Here is a 16,574-nt window from a genome sequence, read left to right as displayed (position 1 = left end):
ACTAGAGAATCAGTCTATGAAAACAACAAGCAAACTGATCACGGCGCTCACCCTGTCTGTGCTGGCGAGCAGCGTCCTCGCTGCCGTCTCCCCGGAGGAGGCGAACAAGCTGGGCACCACCCTGACTCCGCTCGGCGGCGAAAAAGCCGGCAACGCGGAAGGCACCATCCCGGCCTGGGACGGCGGCCTGCCCGTGAATGCGGCACCGGTGACGGCCAACGGCTTCCTCGGCGAACCCTTCGCCAACGAGCAGCCGCTGTACACCATCACCCCGCAGAACCTCGACCAGTACAAGGCCAAGCTCTCCGAAGGCCAGCTGGCGATGTTCAAGCGCTACCCGGAGACCTACAAGATGGTGGTCTACCCGAGCCACCGCACCGCGGCGGTACCGGATGTCATCAACCAGGCGGCCAAGACCAGCGCGGTGAAAACCACGCTGATGGAAGGCGGCAACGGCCTCAAGGGTTTCAGCGAAAGCCGCTACTACGCTTTCCCGATCCCGCAGAACGGCCTGGAAGTGGTGTGGAACCACATCACCCGTTACCGCGGTGGCAACGTGCGCCGCAGCATCGTGCAGGCCACGCCGCAAACCAACGGCACCTACACCCTGGTCAACTTCGAAGACGAAGTGGCGTTCCCCGACAGCATGAGCGGCCTGGCCGCAGACAAAGCGGAAAACGCCCTGCTGTTCTTCAAGCAGCGTGTGACTGCCCCGGCGCGTCTGGCCGGTAACGTGCTGCTGGTCCACGACTCGCTGGATCAGGTCAAGGACCCGCGCATGGCCTGGATCTACAACGCCGGCCAGCGTCGTGTGCGTCGTGCACCGCAGGTGGCCTACGACGGCCCGGGTACCGCTTCCGACGGTCTGCGCACCTCGGACAACTTCGACATGTACAACGGCTCGCCAGATCGCTACGACTGGAAGCTGGTCGGCAAGAAGGAGTTGTACATCCCGTACAACAACTACCACATCGGTCAGCCGTCGGTTAAATACAGCGACATCGTCAAGGCCGGCCACACCAACCAGGACCTGGCACGCTACGAGCTGCACCGCGTCTGGGAAGTCGAAGCCACGCTGAAGGCCGGCGAGCGCAACATCTACGCCAAGCGTCGCTTCTTCATCGACGAAGACACCTGGCAGATCGCCGTGTCCGAGCACTACGACGGTCGTGGCCAACTGTGGCGTGTCGGTCAGGCCATGCTGGCCAACCACTACAAGCAGCAGAGCCCGGGTTATGCCTTCGAAGCGCTGTACGACATCATCTCCGGCCGTTACCTGGCGATTGGCATGAACAACGAGGAGAAGAACGGCTACCTGTTCGGCTTCCCGGCCACCGCCGCCGACTACACCCCAGCTGCCCTGCGCAACGCTGGCGTACGCTAGACCCGGTTGGCCCCGGTCTCATCAGCCGGGGCTTCGCGTCGGGCTTGCCCGACGCAGCCACACGCAACGCTTGCTCCTTTATAAGGCGACCCTTGCGGTCGCCTTTTTTTATTGCCCTAGCCTCTGTGACAGGTACTATCGAAGCACCTCTCGCCGCCCCAACAAAGACAACAATAGAGCCGAGGCCCGACCATGCACGACAACGTCCGCGCCCTGCCAACGCCTGCTCGCTCGCGAGTCGACGACAGTGCCCTGCCGCGCCTGCCCGCCAGCCATATTGGCCGGCCGCGCCTGGCCCAGCGCCTGCTTGCCAGCGACAGCCGCCTGACCCTGATCTGCGCCCCGGCCGGCTTCGGCAAGAGCGTGTTGCTCAACGAATGCGCACGCCTGGCCAACCCCGCCACCCACCTGGTCTGGCTCGACCTGCTCGGTCACCCCCTGAGCCCCGGCGAACTGCTCGCACGCCTGGCCGCCGCCCTGCAACTGCCCCATGGCGATGGCGAGCCTTGCGCGGAGCTGAGCCAACTGCTCGGCCGTGTCGAACAACCGCTGTGGATCATCCTCGACGACTACCCGCGCCAGCCCTGCGCCGATCTCGATGCCTGCCTCGATCGCCTGCTGGAGCGCGCCCCGCATACCCTGCGCTGGTGGATCAGCGGGCGCCGGCGCCCGGCCTGGAACCTACCGCGCCTGCTGCTGCAAGGCGACCTGCTGGAGCTCGATGCCCAGGCCCTGGCCCTCGACAGCGAAGAACTCGAGCGCCTGCTGCAACAACGTCAACTGGCGCTGCCCGATGAACTGCGCGGGCAACTGCTGCAACACAGCGAAGGCTGGCTCGCCGGCATCTGCCTGCTGCTGATCGAGGGCACCGCGCAGAACCTGGCGCAGCGCCTCAGCGCCGGCACCCCGCTGCTGCTCGATTACCTGCAGCGCGAAGTGCTCAGCGGCCTGCCCGACTCCCTGCTCAGCGCCCTGCGCACCCTGGCGCACATGCCGCGCTTCTGCGCGGCCCTGTGCGACCACCTGCTGGAAGATGAAGGCGGTGCCCAGGTGCTCGACCAGTTGCGCCAGCGCCAGCTGTTCCTGCAAAGCCTGGATGGCTGTGGCGAATGGTTCCGCCTGTGGCGGCCGCTGGCGGCCATGCTCAAGCGCCTGCCCGGCAACCACCTGCACGTGCATGCGCATATCCATGCCTGCCAGTGGTTTGCCAGCCGTGGCGAAGTGCGCGAAGCGGTGGAGCACGCGCTGTGGGCCGGGCAACCGGAAGTGGCGGCCAACTACCTGCAACGCTACGGCCAGGATCAACTGCTGATCGGCCACAGCGTCTCGCAGTTCCTGCACTGGCGCGACGAGTTGCCGGCCAGCCTGTTCTCCAGCACGCCACGGCTGATCATGCTGCAGTCCTGGGCGCTGATCCTCTGCGTGCGCCTCGATGAAGTGGACAGCTGCCTGCTGGACATCGACCGTTTCCTGCCGCAACCCAGCGCCCGTCGCCAGCAACAACTGATCGCCCAATACCAGTCGGTGGTGGGCATGTTGCAGCGCCAGCGCGGCATGCGCAGCGCGCGCCAGCATTGCCTGGAAGCACTGGAGGCACTGGAGGAGTCGGCCTGGTCGCAGCGCATCATCTGCAACCAGGGGCTGGCCCAGCAGGCCATGGCCGAGCACGACCTGATCGCCGCCCAGCAATACCTGCACGAAGGCCTGCGCCTGGCGCGGCAACGCGGCAACGTGCTGTTCGAAGCCCTGCTGAGCGTCGACCGCACGCAACTGCTGATCCTCTGCGGCGAACCGGTGCGCGCCCTGGAGCAGGCCGAGCAGGCACTGCAGGAACTGCAACTGGGCGACCTGCAAGGACCGACTCTGGCGCGCCTGCTGTTGCTGCGCGGCAGCCTGCTGGCGGCCCAGGGCAAGCTGGTTGAAGCCGACGAGGTGTTGCGCGCCGGCCTCAGCGAGGCGGAGCAAAGCGAGGACGCCTACCTGTTGTTCGGCTACCAGGTGCTGGCCGAGCTGGCCGGCATGCGCGGCGAATTCGACCATGCCCAGCAACTGCTGCGCCGCGCCGAGCGGCAGATGCAGTGGCTGCAGGTGCCGGAAGTGCGTTACCGCGAAGTGCTGCGTTTCGCCCAGGGCCAGCTGTGCCTGCAACAGGGCGAGCTGGACAAGGCCCTCGAGTATTTCCAGCAGGGTCTGCAACGCATGCAGACCGATCACCTGCTCGCCCCCTCGGGTTTCTACGACCTGCTGCCACGGGCCCGCTACCAGGAAGCCTTCACCCGCCTGCTGCTCGGCCAGACCGCCGTGGCCGTGGCCGCCCTGCAAAGCCTGCGTGCCGACTGCCGCCAGTCCGGGCACCTGGCCCTGGCCGGCGAATGCAGCCTGAGCCTGGCCGAGGCCCTGTACCTCGACAACCAACCGGAAGCGGCGGCGGCAAGCCTGCACCAGGCGGTGATCGAGGCCGAGCGCATCGCCCTGCTGCGCCCGTTGCAGACGCTCTACCAGCGCCGCAGCGAATGGCTGGAAGAAGTCCTGCCGGCGCTCACCAGCACCTGCTGGTACCAACGCCTGCACAGCCAGATGCTCGGCAGCGAAGTCATCCTGGAACCCAGCGAATCACTGCTGAGCAAACGCGAACTGGCGGTGCTCGAATTGATCGCCCAGGGCTGCTCCAACCAGCAGATCGCCGAGCAGCTGTACATCTCCCTGCACACGGTGAAAACCCACGCGCGGCGCATCAACGTCAAGCTCGGCGTCGAGCGCCGCACCCAGGCCGTCGCCCGTGCCAAGGCCGAGGGCTGGATCAGCTGAGGGCTTGCGCGGAGCCAGGCGCCACCTGTGGCGCCTGGCTATGCCGCCATACCGAGGCGCACACCCCGCCCAGCAGCAGGACGATGGCCAGCAACTCCAGCAGATTGGGCAAGCGCTGCAAGTAGATGAAGCCATAGACCAGGGCGAAGAACGTCTCGAACACCACCATCTGCCCCGACAGGGTCAGCGGCAACCGTCGCGCACTGGCATTCCAGAAGACATAGCCAAGCCAGGACGCGACCACCGCCAGCACTGCGTTGATCACCCAGAAGCTGTGCCAGCGCTCGGCGGCCACTTGCGGTTGCACGACATCCAGATCGAGCGCCAGCGCACCCAGCCAGATCAACCCGGCGAGCAGGCCGGTGGCCAAACCGATCAGCAGTGACCACTCGTTGCTGTTGAAGCGCTGCTGACGCTTCATGCTGCACGCGTTATCGGTGGCGAACCAGCTCCAGCAGGCCAGCGCCAGCAGCGCGCAGCCCAGACCAAAGAGCTGGTCGAACAGCGGCAGGCTGCGGGCTTCGACATTGAACAGGGCTTCCAGGTTGATGCACAGAATCCCCGCCAGAATCGCCAGCAGCGGCCACACCAGCTGGCGCAGCGGTGGCGCATCCGCTTCGTTACGCCCGAGCAGGGTAATGGTCAGCGGCAGCACGCCGATGATCAGCGAAGTCGGTGCGATACCCACGCGCTGGATGGCCGCCGCCAGCAACACGAAGTAGATGATGTTGCCGCTCAGGGCCAGGCGCAGCAGCACCGGCACATCCGCCCAGACGAGCTTGCGCAGCAGACCACGGGCCAGCGGCAGAGCCATCAGCAGCGAGACCAGGCCATACAGCAGGAAGCGCCCGCAACTCAGCAATAGCGGCGGAAAGTCACTGAGTAGCGCCGGGCCGAGAAACACCATGCCCCACACCGCCCCCGCCAGACCGCCGTACATCACACCCTGTTTCATGCTCATGCCAACTCATGGTGGCTTGCCCACATAGGCCAGCCCTGGTCGCCAAGGCTATGGGGCTTTACCTGTTTCGACAAACGAAGCCTTGGCATCCAGCCATTCCTTTATGGAATGACCTTGCTATTCACGGCCGATCACCCAACGAGGCCGTGGTGCGCTGTGGCCGCTTCACCAAGGCCGCCCATGAACTGCACCTGACCCACGCCACCAACGACTAGTGCACGTTCCCGGCGCTGCCAGTCAGCGGCTCCTGGCCCTGCGGGGTAACAATCACCGTGGCGGTAATCCCCGCCGCCAGCAGCACGCCATCCGGCACCTCGTCGATATGGATGCGCACCGGCACGCGCTGGGCCAGGCGCACCCAGTTGAAAGTCGGATTGACGTCGGCCACCAGCTCGCGGCTGTCCGGGTTGTCGCGGTCGTAGATGGCCCGGGCAACGCTCTCGACGTGCCCGCGCAGGCGCTCGCCGCTCATCAGTTGCAGCTCGACCGGGTCATTCACGCGGATGTGCGGCAGCTTGGTTTCCTCGAAGTAGCCGTAGACCCAGTAGGAATCCTGGTCGACCAGCGCCAGCTTGGCCTCGCCGACCCGCGCGTAGTCGCCGCGGTGCACGTTGAGGTTGGTCACGTAACCATCCACCGAGGCCCGCACCTGGGTGCGCGCCAGGTTGAGCTGGGCGGCGGCCAGGGCCGCCCGCGCCTGCTGCACGTCGGCAGCGGCGGCCAGGGCCAGGTTACTGGCATCATCCAGGCTCTCGCGCGAGACCACCTGCTCGTCCATCGCCGCACGGCGCTTGGCGTTCTGCTGACGCATCGCCAGGGTCGCCTGGCGTGACGCCACCAGCGCCTCGGCCTGGCGCACGGCGAGCTGGTAGTGCTCGGGGTCGATCTGCAGCAGCAGGTCGCCACGCTTGACCTGCTGGTTGTCGTGCACCGGCACGTCGACCACCACCCCGGAGACATCGGCGGCGACGTTGATGATGTCGGCGCGCACGCGGCCGTCGCGGGTCCAGGGGGTGTCCATGTAGTTCACCCACAGGGTGCGCCCGATCAGCAGGGCCACGGCCAGGATGAGCAGGGTCGCCAGCAGGCTGAAGACGGATTTCAAGGTCATGATCGGCTCGTGATTAGCGGTAGATGGTCAGCGCTAGGCCACCGAAGAGGCAGGCGAACAGGCTCAGGCGGAACAGCGCCGGGTGCCAGGTGAAGCGGTACAGGCCGGCGCTCGCCAGCAGCCGGTCGAGGCCCCAGCAAAGTGCGGCGGCAACCACGAACAGCAGGGTCAAAGTCGGCATATAGAGGCCGTGGAAGGCCACTTCGCGGGGCAGGCTGTCAGGCAGCATGGCTGGGGGTTCCTGTGCGGGGCTCGCCGTCGCGCAGCGGTGACTGCGGGTCGAGCAGGGAGCTGCGGATGAAGTGCAGGTAGCTGAGCACGCGGCGCAGCGGCGAACTCTCGAAGTCCGGCGCCCGCGGCTCGGCGGTGGCCCTAGTCGCCGCGATGGCCTGTTCGACCGCCGCCAGGGCGCGCTCGCGATTGCCCTCGCCCGGCTGCACGAACAGGCGGATCAGCGCGCGGCCCATGGCCCGAATCGCCAGGCGCCAGGGCATGTCTGCGGCGTAGCAGGGCTCGGCCGGCAGGGCTTCCTGCTCGCGGCGCAGTTCGATCACCGCGTGGCCCACCTCCAGCACCAGGAAGGTCCAGCGCAACAGGCGGCGCTGCACCTGCGGGCTACGCGTTGCCAGGCCATAGCCCTGGTTGAGCAGGTCGCGGGTACCACTCTCGAACGACGCTACCAGCCCGTCCAGCGGTTCGCTGATGGCCTGCACCACGCGCCGGCGCAGGTCGTTTTCCAGGCGCCGCCACATCCAGGCGCTGGTCGGTGGCAACAGCACGGCGGCAAACGCGGCGGCCAGCAGCTGCGCCAGCAACAGCGCGATATAGGAATTGAGCATGTGCGCCGGGTCGTAGACGGTGAGGTTCTGCGGGATCGCGCCGACGCAGAAGAACACCAGCAAACCCAGGCCGCAGCCAGCCCATTGCGGCTTGATCGAGAGGAACGCACCGAGGGCGAACACTGGCGCCAGCGCCATGCACAGCAGCGGAAAGCCATCCAGGTGCGGCAGGACGAAGAAGGTCACGGCGAAACCCAGGACCGCCGCGATCAACGTGCCGAAGGCCATCTGCAAAGCCAGCCGGGCCGGATCGGGCGCCGCCGAGACCAGCACCGAGACGGCCGCCGCGGTCAGCACGAAGCTGCTGCCGCTGGGCCAGGCAGTGACGATCCAGAACGAGCCGAGCAGCAGCACCAGCAAGGCCGTGCGCACACCCACCACCAGCGCGCCAACGGCATTGGCCTTGGGCGAGAAACGGTGCTCGCCCTGCTCGCGTGCGTGCTTGTGTGCGGCCAGCGAGGCGTGGGTCTGGGCGTAGTTGTGCAGGTCGTCGGCGAAGCGGTAGAGCAACTCGGCAGCGGTGTTGAAGTCCAGCCGCTCGGCCGGCTCGACCTGCAAGGCGAGCCGCGCACTGCGAATGCGCTGCATCAGGCGCAGGCGATGGGCATCCAGTTGGCTCGCCAGGGCCAGCGCATCACTGGCGGTCAGCGCGCGCTCGCGCCAGGGCTCAAGCACCTGGCGCACTTCGTCGAGGCAGGGTTCGAGAGCCTGTAGCACCGCCACGGCACCCTGGCTGCGCAGGCGCTCGAGCAATTGGTAGAGGGCGTGGTAACGGGTGGTGAGAACCATGAACTCGCTGTTCAGACGGGCCATGCGCCGGCTGCGCAGGCGCATGTGCGGGTCCTCGAAGGTGGTCGCGCTGCGCAGTGCTTCCAGCCCCACGGCCTGGGCGGCGAAGGCCACGTTGGCCTGCTCGAACGCCTCACGCTGGCCGCCTCCAAGGTGGCCGAGAGCGAATCCGGCGAAGGCGCCGAAGCGCTGGTACAGGGCATTGCGCATGGCGGCCGTGGAGGTCTGCGGCAGGATGGTCGCGCTGACCATGCCGGCACAGAAGATCCCCAGGCTGATCTCCAGCAGGCGCCAGACCGCTTGCATGAAGGCCACGTCCGGCTGCAGGGTGGCCGGCAGGCCGATCAGCGTCGCGGTGTAACCGGCGAGCATGCAGGCGTAGGAGCGGAAATCGCGGTAACGCGCAGCGCCAGCGGTGCACAGGCCGATCCACAGCGCCGCGGCAAGCAGGAACAGCACCCGTTCCTGGGCGAACAGGGCGATCAGCGCGACCATCACGCCTAGCCCGATCAGGCTGCCGATGAAGCGGTAGAAGCTCTTGGCGAACACCTGGCCGCTCTGCGGCTGCATGACGATGAACACCGTGATGGTCGCCGTGCCCGGCTGCGGTAGCTCCAGGCGCAGCGCCAGCCACAAGGTCAGCAACGAGGCCAGCAGCACCTTGGCGATGTACACCCAGGTCACCCCGTCGCTGCGCGCCCACTCATACAGCGCGCGGCGCAGGTCACCACCACTGGGCAGCAGCGCGGCCTTCATCTCAGCGCGCACCCGCTTGCACGGCGACACTTTCCGGCAGCAGCTGCGCCGCCTTGGGTGTGTCCTGGCCTTCGAGCAGGCCACCACCGAGGGCGACCACCAGCCCGGCATGCGCACTCAAGCGCGCGGCGTGCACCTGTTGTTCGACCAGCTGCTGCTCGAACAGGCGCGACTGCGCATTGAGCACGTTGAGGTAATCGGTGAGGCCGCCACGATAGGCCTGGGTGGCGATGTCATAGGTCTGCTGCGCAGCGGCCACGGCCTGGCCGGCATAGTCCTGCTGCAGGGCCATCGAATGGATGCGGATCAGCTGGTCGGAGATACCCTTCAGCGCACCGACCAGGGTCTGGTTGTACTGCGCCACAGCGATGTCGTAGCCGGCCGAGGCCCCGCCCAGCTGGGCCCGACGGCGACCGCCATCGAAGATCGGCAGGGAGATCGCCGGGCCAATGCCCCAGCTGGATTTCTGCCCGCTGAGGAACTCCAACATGCCGCCGCCCACCGCGCTGTAACCGAGGCTCGCGGCCAGGTCGACGTTGGGGTAGAAGTCGGCGCGCGCGGCGTCCACGCCCTTGGCCTGGGCGGCGACGTTCCAGCGACTGGCGACCACGTCCGGACGATGGCCAACCAGCTCCAGCGGCAGGCTGCTGGGCAGGCCCGGTTGCGCCGCCAGGCTCAGGCTCGGCCGTTGCAGGCTGGCGCCGGCGCCCGGGCCCTTGCCGGCCAGCGCCGCCAGTTGATTGCGACTGAGGGCGATGGCCTCGTCGAGCGCCTCGATCTTGCGCCGCGTCTCGGGCAGCGGCACTTGCGCCTGGCTGACTTCGAAATGGGTGCCGATGCCACCGGCCAGGCGACGCTGGGCCAGGGCCAGGATCTGCTCCTGCTGGCGCAGCAGGGCCTGGCCGATATCCAGCTCGGCGTACTGCAGCGAGAGCTGGATATAGGCGCGCACGATGTTGCTCTCCAGCTCCAGCTGGGCCATGCGCGCCTGGGCCGCGCTCAGGTAGGCGAGGTTCTGGTAACGCTCGCTGGTGCTGCTTTCGCGACCCCAGAAATCCACGGCGTAGGTGAAGCCGATGGCCGCATTGTTGTTCCAGGTGGTGGTCTTGGCCAGCTCGCCGGGGCCGTAGAAATAGTCGTCCGGCCAGCGGTGGCGATTCAGCGACATATCCGCACCCACCTGCGGCGCCTCGGCGGCCTCGGCGACACCCGCCAATGACATCGCCATGCGCACCCGCGCCTCGGCCTGGGCCAGGCTCGGGCTGCCATCCAGCGCGGTTTGTACCCAGGCGTCCAGCTGCGGGTCACGGTAGGCCTGCCACCACTGCTGCGCCGGCCACTGGGCGTCGCGGTTGGCCTGCTGGATGGCGGCATCGGTGGCCAGTTGCCCGGCGTCGAGCTGTTCTTCCCGAGGGGCGATGCCGTCGCTGCTGATGCAGCCGGCGATGGCGGAAAACAGGGCGAAGGAGCCGGCGAACGCCAGTCCTGTCTTGAGGTGACGCGACACAGTGGGTGATCCTGCTGGAGTAGACGTGCGATGCAGACTGGGAGACGCCGACGAGCGCCGGACGTGAGGGCGATTCTAGAGAGACGCAGGGGCGCGGATAAGCTGGCGCTGGGGTGATTGTTTGTTACCCATGACGAAACAATCAGCAGTCGGTTGGCATCAGGCCTGCGCCAACAAGCGCGCCGCACGGCCCCGCGTTGCAAGAACGCCCAATTGCCCTGCGCCGCGCGATTGTGATTAACATGCCGCCTTCCCCCGGGCAGGCAGAATCATGAAGTTCACGACCCTCTCCGTTGCGCGCAAGCTCAAGTTCTACCAGTTGGTGGTCTTCGACCAGGTGCTGCAAAGCGGCTCCCTGCTGCGTGCGGGCCAGGCCCTGAACCTGACCCAGCCGGCCGTGACCAAGATCATCCATGAGCTGGAGTCCTACTTCGACGCGCCCCTGCTGATCCGCGGCAATCGCGGGGTCACCCCCACGGAACTTGGGGAGCTGGTGGTACGCCGCGCCAAGTCGCTACTGGCCGAGCTGCGCCTGCTGACCGATGAGGTGAATGCCTTTCAGGAGGGCACCTCCGGGCATGTGATGGTCGGCACGCTGATCTCCGCGTCCACTTCGCTGCTGCCGCGCGCCATGCAACTGCTCAAGCAACGTGCACCCGGTGTCCTGGTGTCACTGCGGGTCGGGCAGATGGACCAGCTCTTCCCGGCACTGGCTGTGGGTGAGGTTGATCTGGTGGTCGGACGCGTACCGGATGAATGGAGCTGGCGCAATGAATCGCCCATGCTGCAGGTCGAGGTTCTCTACGGCGAAGAGCTCTGCGTAGTCGGCGGCGCCGGGCATCCCCTGCATGGCAACCCGGTGAGCCTCGCGCAACTGCAAGACTACCCCTGGGTGCTGCCGACCCGCGACTCGCTGCTGCGCCGCACCGCCGACAAGCTGTTCGCCGAAGCGGGACTCAACACCCCATCCAACGTGGTGGAGTCGCTGTCGATCCTGACCAACATCGCCTTGATGCAGGATCAACAGACCGTGGCCCTGATGCCGTACGAAGCGGCCCGCCAGTTCACCGAAGCCAGGATGCTCAAGGCCTTCGACCTGGGCGCGCCGCTGCAATTCGGTGATATTGGTTGCTTCTATGCGGGCAACCGCGACCTCGGGCCGGCGGCCAGGCTATTTCGCGAATGCCTGGAGCAGGCAAGCCAGGAGCATCGTGATTCGGAGAAGGGCTGAGCCATGCAGGCGGCCCCTGCACAGCAACCTCTGCTATTCCATTGCTTAATAGATAAGCCCGATCCTTTGATTATTCCTTTATAGCGTCGCTCCCTAGACTCCTCCGAAATCCAAGAATCGGAGGTTGCGATGTCCTCTCCCCTGCCCTTGCTCCGCAATTATGTCGCCGGCGAATTCGTCGCCAGCGAGAAGACCTTCCCCAATGTTTCCCCTATCGATGGCCGCACCCTGAGCCAGGTCTGCGAGGCCACTGCGGCCTTGGTTGACCGTGCCGTGGCAGCCGCCAAATCCGCGCAGGAAGGGCCCTGGGCCGAGTTCAGCGTCAGCCAGCGCGCGGACATGCTGATGCGCATCGCCGACGGCATCGAGCGGCGCTTCGAGGAGTTTGTCGCCGCCGAAGTGGCCGATACCGGCCGCCCGGTGCAGCAGGCACGTACCCTCGACATCGCCCGCGGCGTGCATAACTTCCGCACCTTCGCCGAACTGGTGCGCCAGTCCGGTAGCGAGTTCTTCGAAATGCGCGCCGCCGATGGCAGCGACGTCTTCAGCTACACCGTGCGCAAGCCGCACGGTGTGGTGGCAATTATTTCGCCATGGAACCTGCCGATGCTGCTGCTCACCTGGAAAGTTGCGCCGGCCCTGGCCTGCGGCAACTCGGTGGTGATCAAACCGTCGGAAGACTCGCCTTCCTCCGCCACCCTGCTGGCCGAGGTCATGCACGAGGCCGGCCTGCCAGCCGGCGTATTCAACCTGGTGCACGGCTTCGGGCCGAACTCGGCGGGGGAATTCCTCACCCGCAATCCGGACGTTGACGCCATCACCTTCACCGGCGAATCGCGTACCGGCGCCACCATCATGAAGGCCGCTGCGGAAGGCGTGCGTGACGTGTCCTTCGAGCTGGGCGGCAAGAACGCCGCCGTGGTCTTCGCCGACTGCGACTTCGATGCGGCAGTGGCCGGCGTGTTGCGCTCCAGTTTCACCAACTCCGGCCAGGTCTGCCTGTGCTCGGAGCGGGTCTATGTCGAGCGGCCGATCTACGAGCGTTTCGTCGCCGCCATGAAGGCCGGTGCCGAGCAGCTGAAGATCGGCTACCCGGACGAGGATGGGGTGAACATGGGCTCGCTGATCTCCCACAAGCACCGCGACAAGGTCCTCGGCTATTTCGAGCTGGCCCGCAGCGAAGGCGCCAACGAAATCACCGGCGGCGGTGTGCCTGTATTCGGCGACGAACGCGACAACGGCGCCTATGTACAGCCGACCATCTGGACCGGCCTGTCCGACGACGCCCGTTGCGTGCGCGAAGAAGTGTTCGGCCCGGTGTGCCACATCGCCCCCTTCGACACCGAAGACGAAGTGATCCGCCGCGTCAACGACTCCGCCTATGGCCTGGCCACCGCGCTGTGGACTCGCGACCTGAAGCGGGCGCACAAGGTCTCGCGGCGCTTCCATGTCGGCATGGTCTGGGTCAACACCTGGTTCCTGCGCGACCTGCGCACGCCCTTCGGCGGCGCACGCCTCTCCGGCCTCGGCCGCGAAGGTGGCCGCCACTCGCTGGACTTCTATTCCGAGATTTCCACCATCTGCGTCAACGCCTGAGCAGGAGCACCACCATGCATGCAGCCCTCATCGAAGCGGCCAACCGGCTGCGCCAGGCACAGCGCAGCGGCCAACCCTGCGCCCCGGTGCGCGAACTGATCGCCGCCGCCCAGGCCGAAGATCCGTGCGCCGACCCGGTAGCCCTGGCCTACGCAGTGCAACGCCACAACACCCAGGCCGCCCTCCAGGCCGGCCGCCGCCCGGTAGGTCGCAAGATCGGCCTGACCTCGCACGCCGTGCAGCAGCAGCTGGGCGTGGACCAGCCGGACTTCGGCCTGCTGCTGGCCGATATGGCCCGCGGTGATGGCCAGCCCATCGCCTGGGACGACTGCGCACAACCCAAGGTGGAAGCGGAGATCGCCCTGGTACTGGAACACGACCTCTGCCACGAACGACACACGGTGGCCGACCTGATCCGCGCCACCGCCTTCGCCCTGCCGGCCATCGAAGTGGTCGGCAGCCGCATCGCCAACTGGGACATCCGTCTGGTCGACACCATTGCCGACAATGCGTCCTCTGGCCTGTTCGTCCTCGGCAGCCGCCCGGTGACGCTGGACCAGCTGGACCTGGTGCGCTGCGGCATGCACATGACCCTGTGCGGCGAACCCGTCTCGGTCGGCGCAGGTGCCGCCTGCCTGGACAACCCGCTGAACGCCGCAATCTGGCTGGCCGACACCATGGTGCGCCTCGGCGAACCGCTGCGTGCCGGCGACATTCTGCTCACCGGCGCCCTGGGGCCCATGGTGGCCGCGCGCCCGGGCAACGTCTTCACCGCCCATATCCAGGGCCTGGGCAGCGTCAGCGCCGCCTTTGCTGCGCAGAACTGACAGGAGCCCCCATGAGCCATAAACGCAAAGTTGCCATCATCGGCTCCGGCAATATCGGCACCGATCTGATGATCAAGATTCTCCGCCATGGACGGCACCTGGAAATGGGCGCCATGGTCGGTATCGACCCGAATTCCGATGGTCTGGCCCGCGCATCACGAATGGGCGTCGCCACCACCCACGAAGGCGTGGAAGGCCTGACCCGCCTGCCGATCTTTAGCGAGATCGACTTCGTCTTCGATGCCACATCAGCCGCCGCTCACGTGAAGAACGACGCGTTCCTGCGGGGCCACAAGCCCGGTCTTCGCCTGATCGACCTGACCCCGGCCGCGATAGGTCCCTATTGCGTGCCGGTGGTCAACCTGGAAGAACACCTCGGCAAGCTCAACGTCAACATGGTCACCTGTGGTGGCCAGGCCACCATCCCGATGGTCGCGGCGGTCTCAAGGGTGGCCAAGGTCCACTACGCGGAGATCATCGCCTCGATCGCCAGCAAGTCCGCCGGTCCCGGCACTCGCGCCAACATTGATGAATTCACCGAGACCACCAGCAAGGCCATCGAAGCGATCGGCGGCGCGGCCAAGGGCAAGGCGATCATCATCATGAACCCGGCCGAGCCGCCGCTGATGATGCGTGACACGGTGTTCGTGCTCAGCGAAGCGGCCGACCAGGCCAAGGTCGAAGCCAGCATCGAGGAAATGGCCGCCGCCGTGCAGGCCTATGTGCCGGGCTATCGCCTGAAACAAAAGGTGCAGTTCGACGTGATTGCCGAGTCCGCGCCGCTGCATATCCCCGGTCACGGCCAGTTCAGCGGCCTGAAGACCTCGGTGTTCCTCGAAGTCGAAGGCGCCGCCCACTACCTGCCGGCCTACGCCGGCAACCTCGACATCATGACCTCTGCCGCGCTGGCTACTGCCGAGCGCATGGCCATGTCCATGATTAACGGCTGAGGAGAGCGACCATGACCTTCGACCCGAACAAGAAGCTCTACATCTCCGACGTCACCCTGCGCGACGGTAGCCACGCCATCCGCCATCAGTACTCCCTCGACCAGGTGCAGGCGATCGCCCGCGCCCTGGATCAGGCCAAGGTCGACGCCATCGAAGTCACCCACGGCGACGGCCTGCAAGGCTCATCCTTCAATTACGGCTTCGGCGCCCACACCGACCTGGAGTGGATCGAAGCGGCCGCCGACGTCATCGAGCACGCCCGTCTCACGGTGCTGCTGCTCCCCGGTATCGGCACGGTGCACGACCTCAAGGCCGCCTATGACGCCGGCGCGCGCTCGGTGCGGGTAGCCACCCACTGCACCGAGGCGGATGTGTCCAAGCAGCACATCGAGTACGCCCGCGAACTGGGCATGGACACCGTGGGCTTCCTGATGATGAGCCACATGATTCCGGGCGAGCAGCTCGCCCAGCAGGGCAAGCTGATGGAAAGCTACGGCGCCCAGTGCATCTACATGGCCGACTCCGGCGGTGCGATGAACATGCAGGACGTGCGCGAGCGCATGCGTGCCTTCAAGGCCGTGCTCAAGCCCGAGACTCAGACCGGCATGCACGCCCACCACAACCTGTCCCTGGGCGTAGCCAACTCGATCACCGCGGCAGAAGAGGGCTGCGAGCGCATCGACGCCAGCCTTGCCGGCATGGGTGCCGGCGCCGGCAATGCGCCTCTTGAAGTATTTATCGCCGCCGCCGAGCGCCTGGGCTGGAACCACGGCTGCGACCTCTACCGGCTGATGGACGCCGCCGACGACCTGGTGCGGCCGCTGCAGGACCGCCCGGTGCGCGTCGACCGCGAGACCCTCGGCCTGGGCTATGCCGGGGTCTACTCCAGCTTCCTGCGGCACGCCGAAGTGGCGGCGCAGAAATACGGCCTGAAAACCCTGGACATCCTGGTCGAGCTGGGCCGGCGACGCATGGTCGGCGGCCAGGAAGACATGATCGTCGACGTGGCCCTGGACCTGCTGGCCAGCCGCAAGGAGAACCGCACATGAACACCGAGATCACCCGCATCGCCGCAGCCCTCGACCTGGCCGCACGCCACGCAGAAGCCGTTCCGCAGTTCAGCGCCCTGTCGCCCTTCTCCCTGGAAGACGCCTACCGCATCCAGCGCGCCGCCATGCAACACCGCTACGACAACGGCGAGCGCAGCATCGGTATCAAGATGGGCTTCACCAGCCGCGCCAAGATGATCCAGATGGGGGTCGACAGCCTGATCTGGGGCTGGCTGACCGACGCCATGCTGGAAGAGGATGGCGGCCTGGTGGACCTGTCGCGCTACATCCACCCCCGCGTGGAGCCAGAGGTCTGCTTTCTCACCCGGCGCACCATCGACCGTCCGCTGACCCTGCTGGAAGCCGCCGATTACCTCGAGGCGGTGGCGCCTGCGCTGGAGATCATCGACTCCCGCTACCAGGCCTTCAAGTTCAGCCTGGAAGACGTGGTGGCAGACAACTGCTCGTCTGCGGGCCTGACCATAGGTCCCTGGTCGCGGGACTTCTCCGGGCTGGCCAATGCCGGCGTGGTAATGCGCATGGACGGCCGCGTGGTTCAGGCCGGTTCCACGGCCGCCATCCTCGGCCACCCGCTGCGCAGCCTGGTGCAGGCCTCGCAATTGTTGCACCGGGCCGAAATCGCCCTGCCGGCAGGCAGCCTGGTGATGGCCGGCGGCGCCACCGCCGCCGAGGCACTGCGCCCTGGCGTGCATGTCAGCGTCGAGATCAATGGCCTGGGCGAAAGCAGCTTCAGCGTGCGCTGAAG

13 protein-coding genes are annotated in these 16,574 nt (G+C 66.6%); 8 read left to right on the top strand and 5 right to left on the bottom strand.

The genetic code is table 11. The annotated features are described in order from the left end of the window. The first annotated feature begins 16 nt into the window (after positions 1-16). Both H3H51_RS05415 and H3H51_RS05410 read left to right on the top strand, forming a co-directional pair. Positions 17-1,384, top strand: coding sequence for a DUF1329 domain-containing protein (locus tag H3H51_RS05415; RefSeq protein WP_183087979.1), 1,368 nt, complete (start codon positions 17-19; stop codon positions 1,382-1,384). A gap of 192 nt (positions 1,385-1,576) precedes the next feature. After that, entirely contained in the window at positions 1,577-4,192 is a 2,616-nt protein-coding gene (locus tag H3H51_RS05410; protein ID WP_183087978.1) for a LuxR C-terminal-related transcriptional regulator, read from the top strand. Here H3H51_RS05410 and H3H51_RS05405 read toward each other — a convergent pair. The 5 genes from H3H51_RS05405 to H3H51_RS05385 form a co-directional block, all read right to left on the bottom strand. After that, positions 4,185-5,153: a DMT family transporter gene (locus H3H51_RS05405; protein ID WP_328803622.1), complete on the bottom strand. Its 969-nt coding sequence runs from the start codon at positions 5,151-5,153 to the stop codon at positions 4,185-4,187. The genes H3H51_RS05410 and H3H51_RS05405 overlap by 8 nt on opposite strands. Before the next feature lie 211 nt (positions 5,154-5,364). After that, entirely contained in the window at positions 5,365-6,264 is a 900-nt protein-coding gene (locus H3H51_RS05400) for an efflux RND transporter periplasmic adaptor subunit (RefSeq protein WP_183087977.1), read from the bottom strand. Between the two features lie 13 nt (positions 6,265-6,277). Beyond that, the gene (locus H3H51_RS05395) at positions 6,278-6,478 is read right to left on the bottom strand and encodes a DUF1656 domain-containing protein (RefSeq protein WP_183088040.1); all 201 of its coding nucleotides are present in this window, start codon (positions 6,476-6,478) and stop codon (positions 6,278-6,280) included. A gap of 4 nt (positions 6,479-6,482) precedes the next feature. Continuing rightward, the gene (locus H3H51_RS05390; RefSeq protein ID WP_183087976.1) at positions 6,483-8,648 is read right to left on the bottom strand and encodes an FUSC family protein; all 2,166 of its coding nucleotides are present in this window, start codon (positions 8,646-8,648) and stop codon (positions 6,483-6,485) included. A gap of 1 nt (position 8,649) precedes the next feature. Beyond that, a complete protein-coding gene (locus H3H51_RS05385; RefSeq protein WP_183087975.1) occupies positions 8,650-10,155 on the bottom strand; it encodes an efflux transporter outer membrane subunit in 1,506 nt (501 codons plus the stop codon). Positions 10,156-10,426: 271 nt separating this feature from the next. Between H3H51_RS05385 and H3H51_RS05380 the strand changes: the two genes are divergently transcribed. From H3H51_RS05380 to H3H51_RS05355, 6 genes are all read left to right on the top strand, one after another. Further along, on the top strand, positions 10,427-11,386 hold the full coding sequence (locus H3H51_RS05380) for a LysR substrate-binding domain-containing protein (RefSeq protein WP_183087974.1): 960 nt from the start codon (positions 10,427-10,429) through the stop codon (positions 11,384-11,386). A 129-nt stretch (positions 11,387-11,515) separates the two neighbouring features. After that, a complete protein-coding gene (locus tag H3H51_RS05375) occupies positions 11,516-12,982 on the top strand; it encodes a 2-hydroxymuconic semialdehyde dehydrogenase (protein ID WP_183087973.1) in 1,467 nt (488 codons plus the stop codon). A 14-nt stretch (positions 12,983-12,996) separates the two neighbouring features. Next, positions 12,997-13,809: a fumarylacetoacetate hydrolase family protein gene (locus tag H3H51_RS05370; RefSeq protein ID WP_183087972.1), complete on the top strand. Its 813-nt coding sequence runs from the start codon at positions 12,997-12,999 to the stop codon at positions 13,807-13,809. Between the two features lie 11 nt (positions 13,810-13,820). Further along, positions 13,821-14,759 (top strand): acetaldehyde dehydrogenase (acetylating), encoded by a 939-nt coding sequence (locus tag H3H51_RS05365; protein ID WP_183087971.1) that lies wholly within the window; start codon positions 13,821-13,823, stop codon positions 14,757-14,759. Between the two features lie 11 nt (positions 14,760-14,770). After that, on the top strand, positions 14,771-15,808 hold the full coding sequence (dmpG, locus tag H3H51_RS05360; RefSeq protein ID WP_183087970.1) for a 4-hydroxy-2-oxovalerate aldolase: 1,038 nt from the start codon (positions 14,771-14,773) through the stop codon (positions 15,806-15,808). Continuing rightward, positions 15,805-16,572 carry a 2-keto-4-pentenoate hydratase gene (locus H3H51_RS05355; RefSeq protein WP_183087969.1) on the top strand — a complete coding sequence of 256 codons (768 nt, stop codon included), beginning with the start codon at positions 15,805-15,807 and terminating at the stop codon, positions 16,570-16,572. Before dmpG ends, H3H51_RS05355 begins: the two co-directional genes overlap by 4 nt. Positions 16,573-16,574: the final 2 nt, after the last annotated feature.

This window comes from Aquipseudomonas ullengensis (assembly GCF_014174475.1).
Taxonomy (GTDB): domain Bacteria; phylum Pseudomonadota; class Gammaproteobacteria; order Pseudomonadales; family Pseudomonadaceae; genus Aquipseudomonas; species Aquipseudomonas ullengensis.
Note: the sequence above shows the minus strand (reverse complement) of the source record. Positions and strands in the feature narration are given on the sequence as shown.

What these genes read in the sequence shown, in the direction of transcription:
- H3H51_RS05390 (WP_183087976.1), bottom strand. Translation starts at nt 8,648, where the DNA reads ATGAAGGCCGCGCTGCTGCCCAGTGGTGGTGACCTGCGCCGCGCGCTG.
- H3H51_RS05380 (WP_183087974.1), top strand. Translation starts at nt 10,427, where the DNA reads ATGAAGTTCACGACCCTCTCCGTTGCGCGCAAGCTCAAGTTCTACCAG.
- H3H51_RS05405 (WP_328803622.1), bottom strand. Translation starts at nt 5,153, where the DNA reads ATGAGCATGAAACAGGGTGTGATGTACGGCGGTCTGGCGGGGGCGGTG.
- H3H51_RS05355 (WP_183087969.1), top strand. Translation starts at nt 15,805, where the DNA reads ATGAACACCGAGATCACCCGCATCGCCGCAGCCCTCGACCTGGCCGCA.
- H3H51_RS05415 (WP_183087979.1), top strand. Translation starts at nt 17, where the DNA reads ATGAAAACAACAAGCAAACTGATCACGGCGCTCACCCTGTCTGTGCTG.
- H3H51_RS05400 (WP_183087977.1), bottom strand. Translation starts at nt 6,264, where the DNA reads ATGACCTTGAAATCCGTCTTCAGCCTGCTGGCGACCCTGCTCATCCTG.
- H3H51_RS05410 (WP_183087978.1), top strand. Translation starts at nt 1,577, where the DNA reads ATGCACGACAACGTCCGCGCCCTGCCAACGCCTGCTCGCTCGCGAGTC.
- H3H51_RS05370 (WP_183087972.1), top strand. Translation starts at nt 12,997, where the DNA reads ATGCATGCAGCCCTCATCGAAGCGGCCAACCGGCTGCGCCAGGCACAG.
- H3H51_RS05375 (WP_183087973.1), top strand. Translation starts at nt 11,516, where the DNA reads ATGTCCTCTCCCCTGCCCTTGCTCCGCAATTATGTCGCCGGCGAATTC.
- dmpG (WP_183087970.1), top strand. Translation starts at nt 14,771, where the DNA reads ATGACCTTCGACCCGAACAAGAAGCTCTACATCTCCGACGTCACCCTG.
- H3H51_RS05365 (WP_183087971.1), top strand. Translation starts at nt 13,821, where the DNA reads ATGAGCCATAAACGCAAAGTTGCCATCATCGGCTCCGGCAATATCGGC.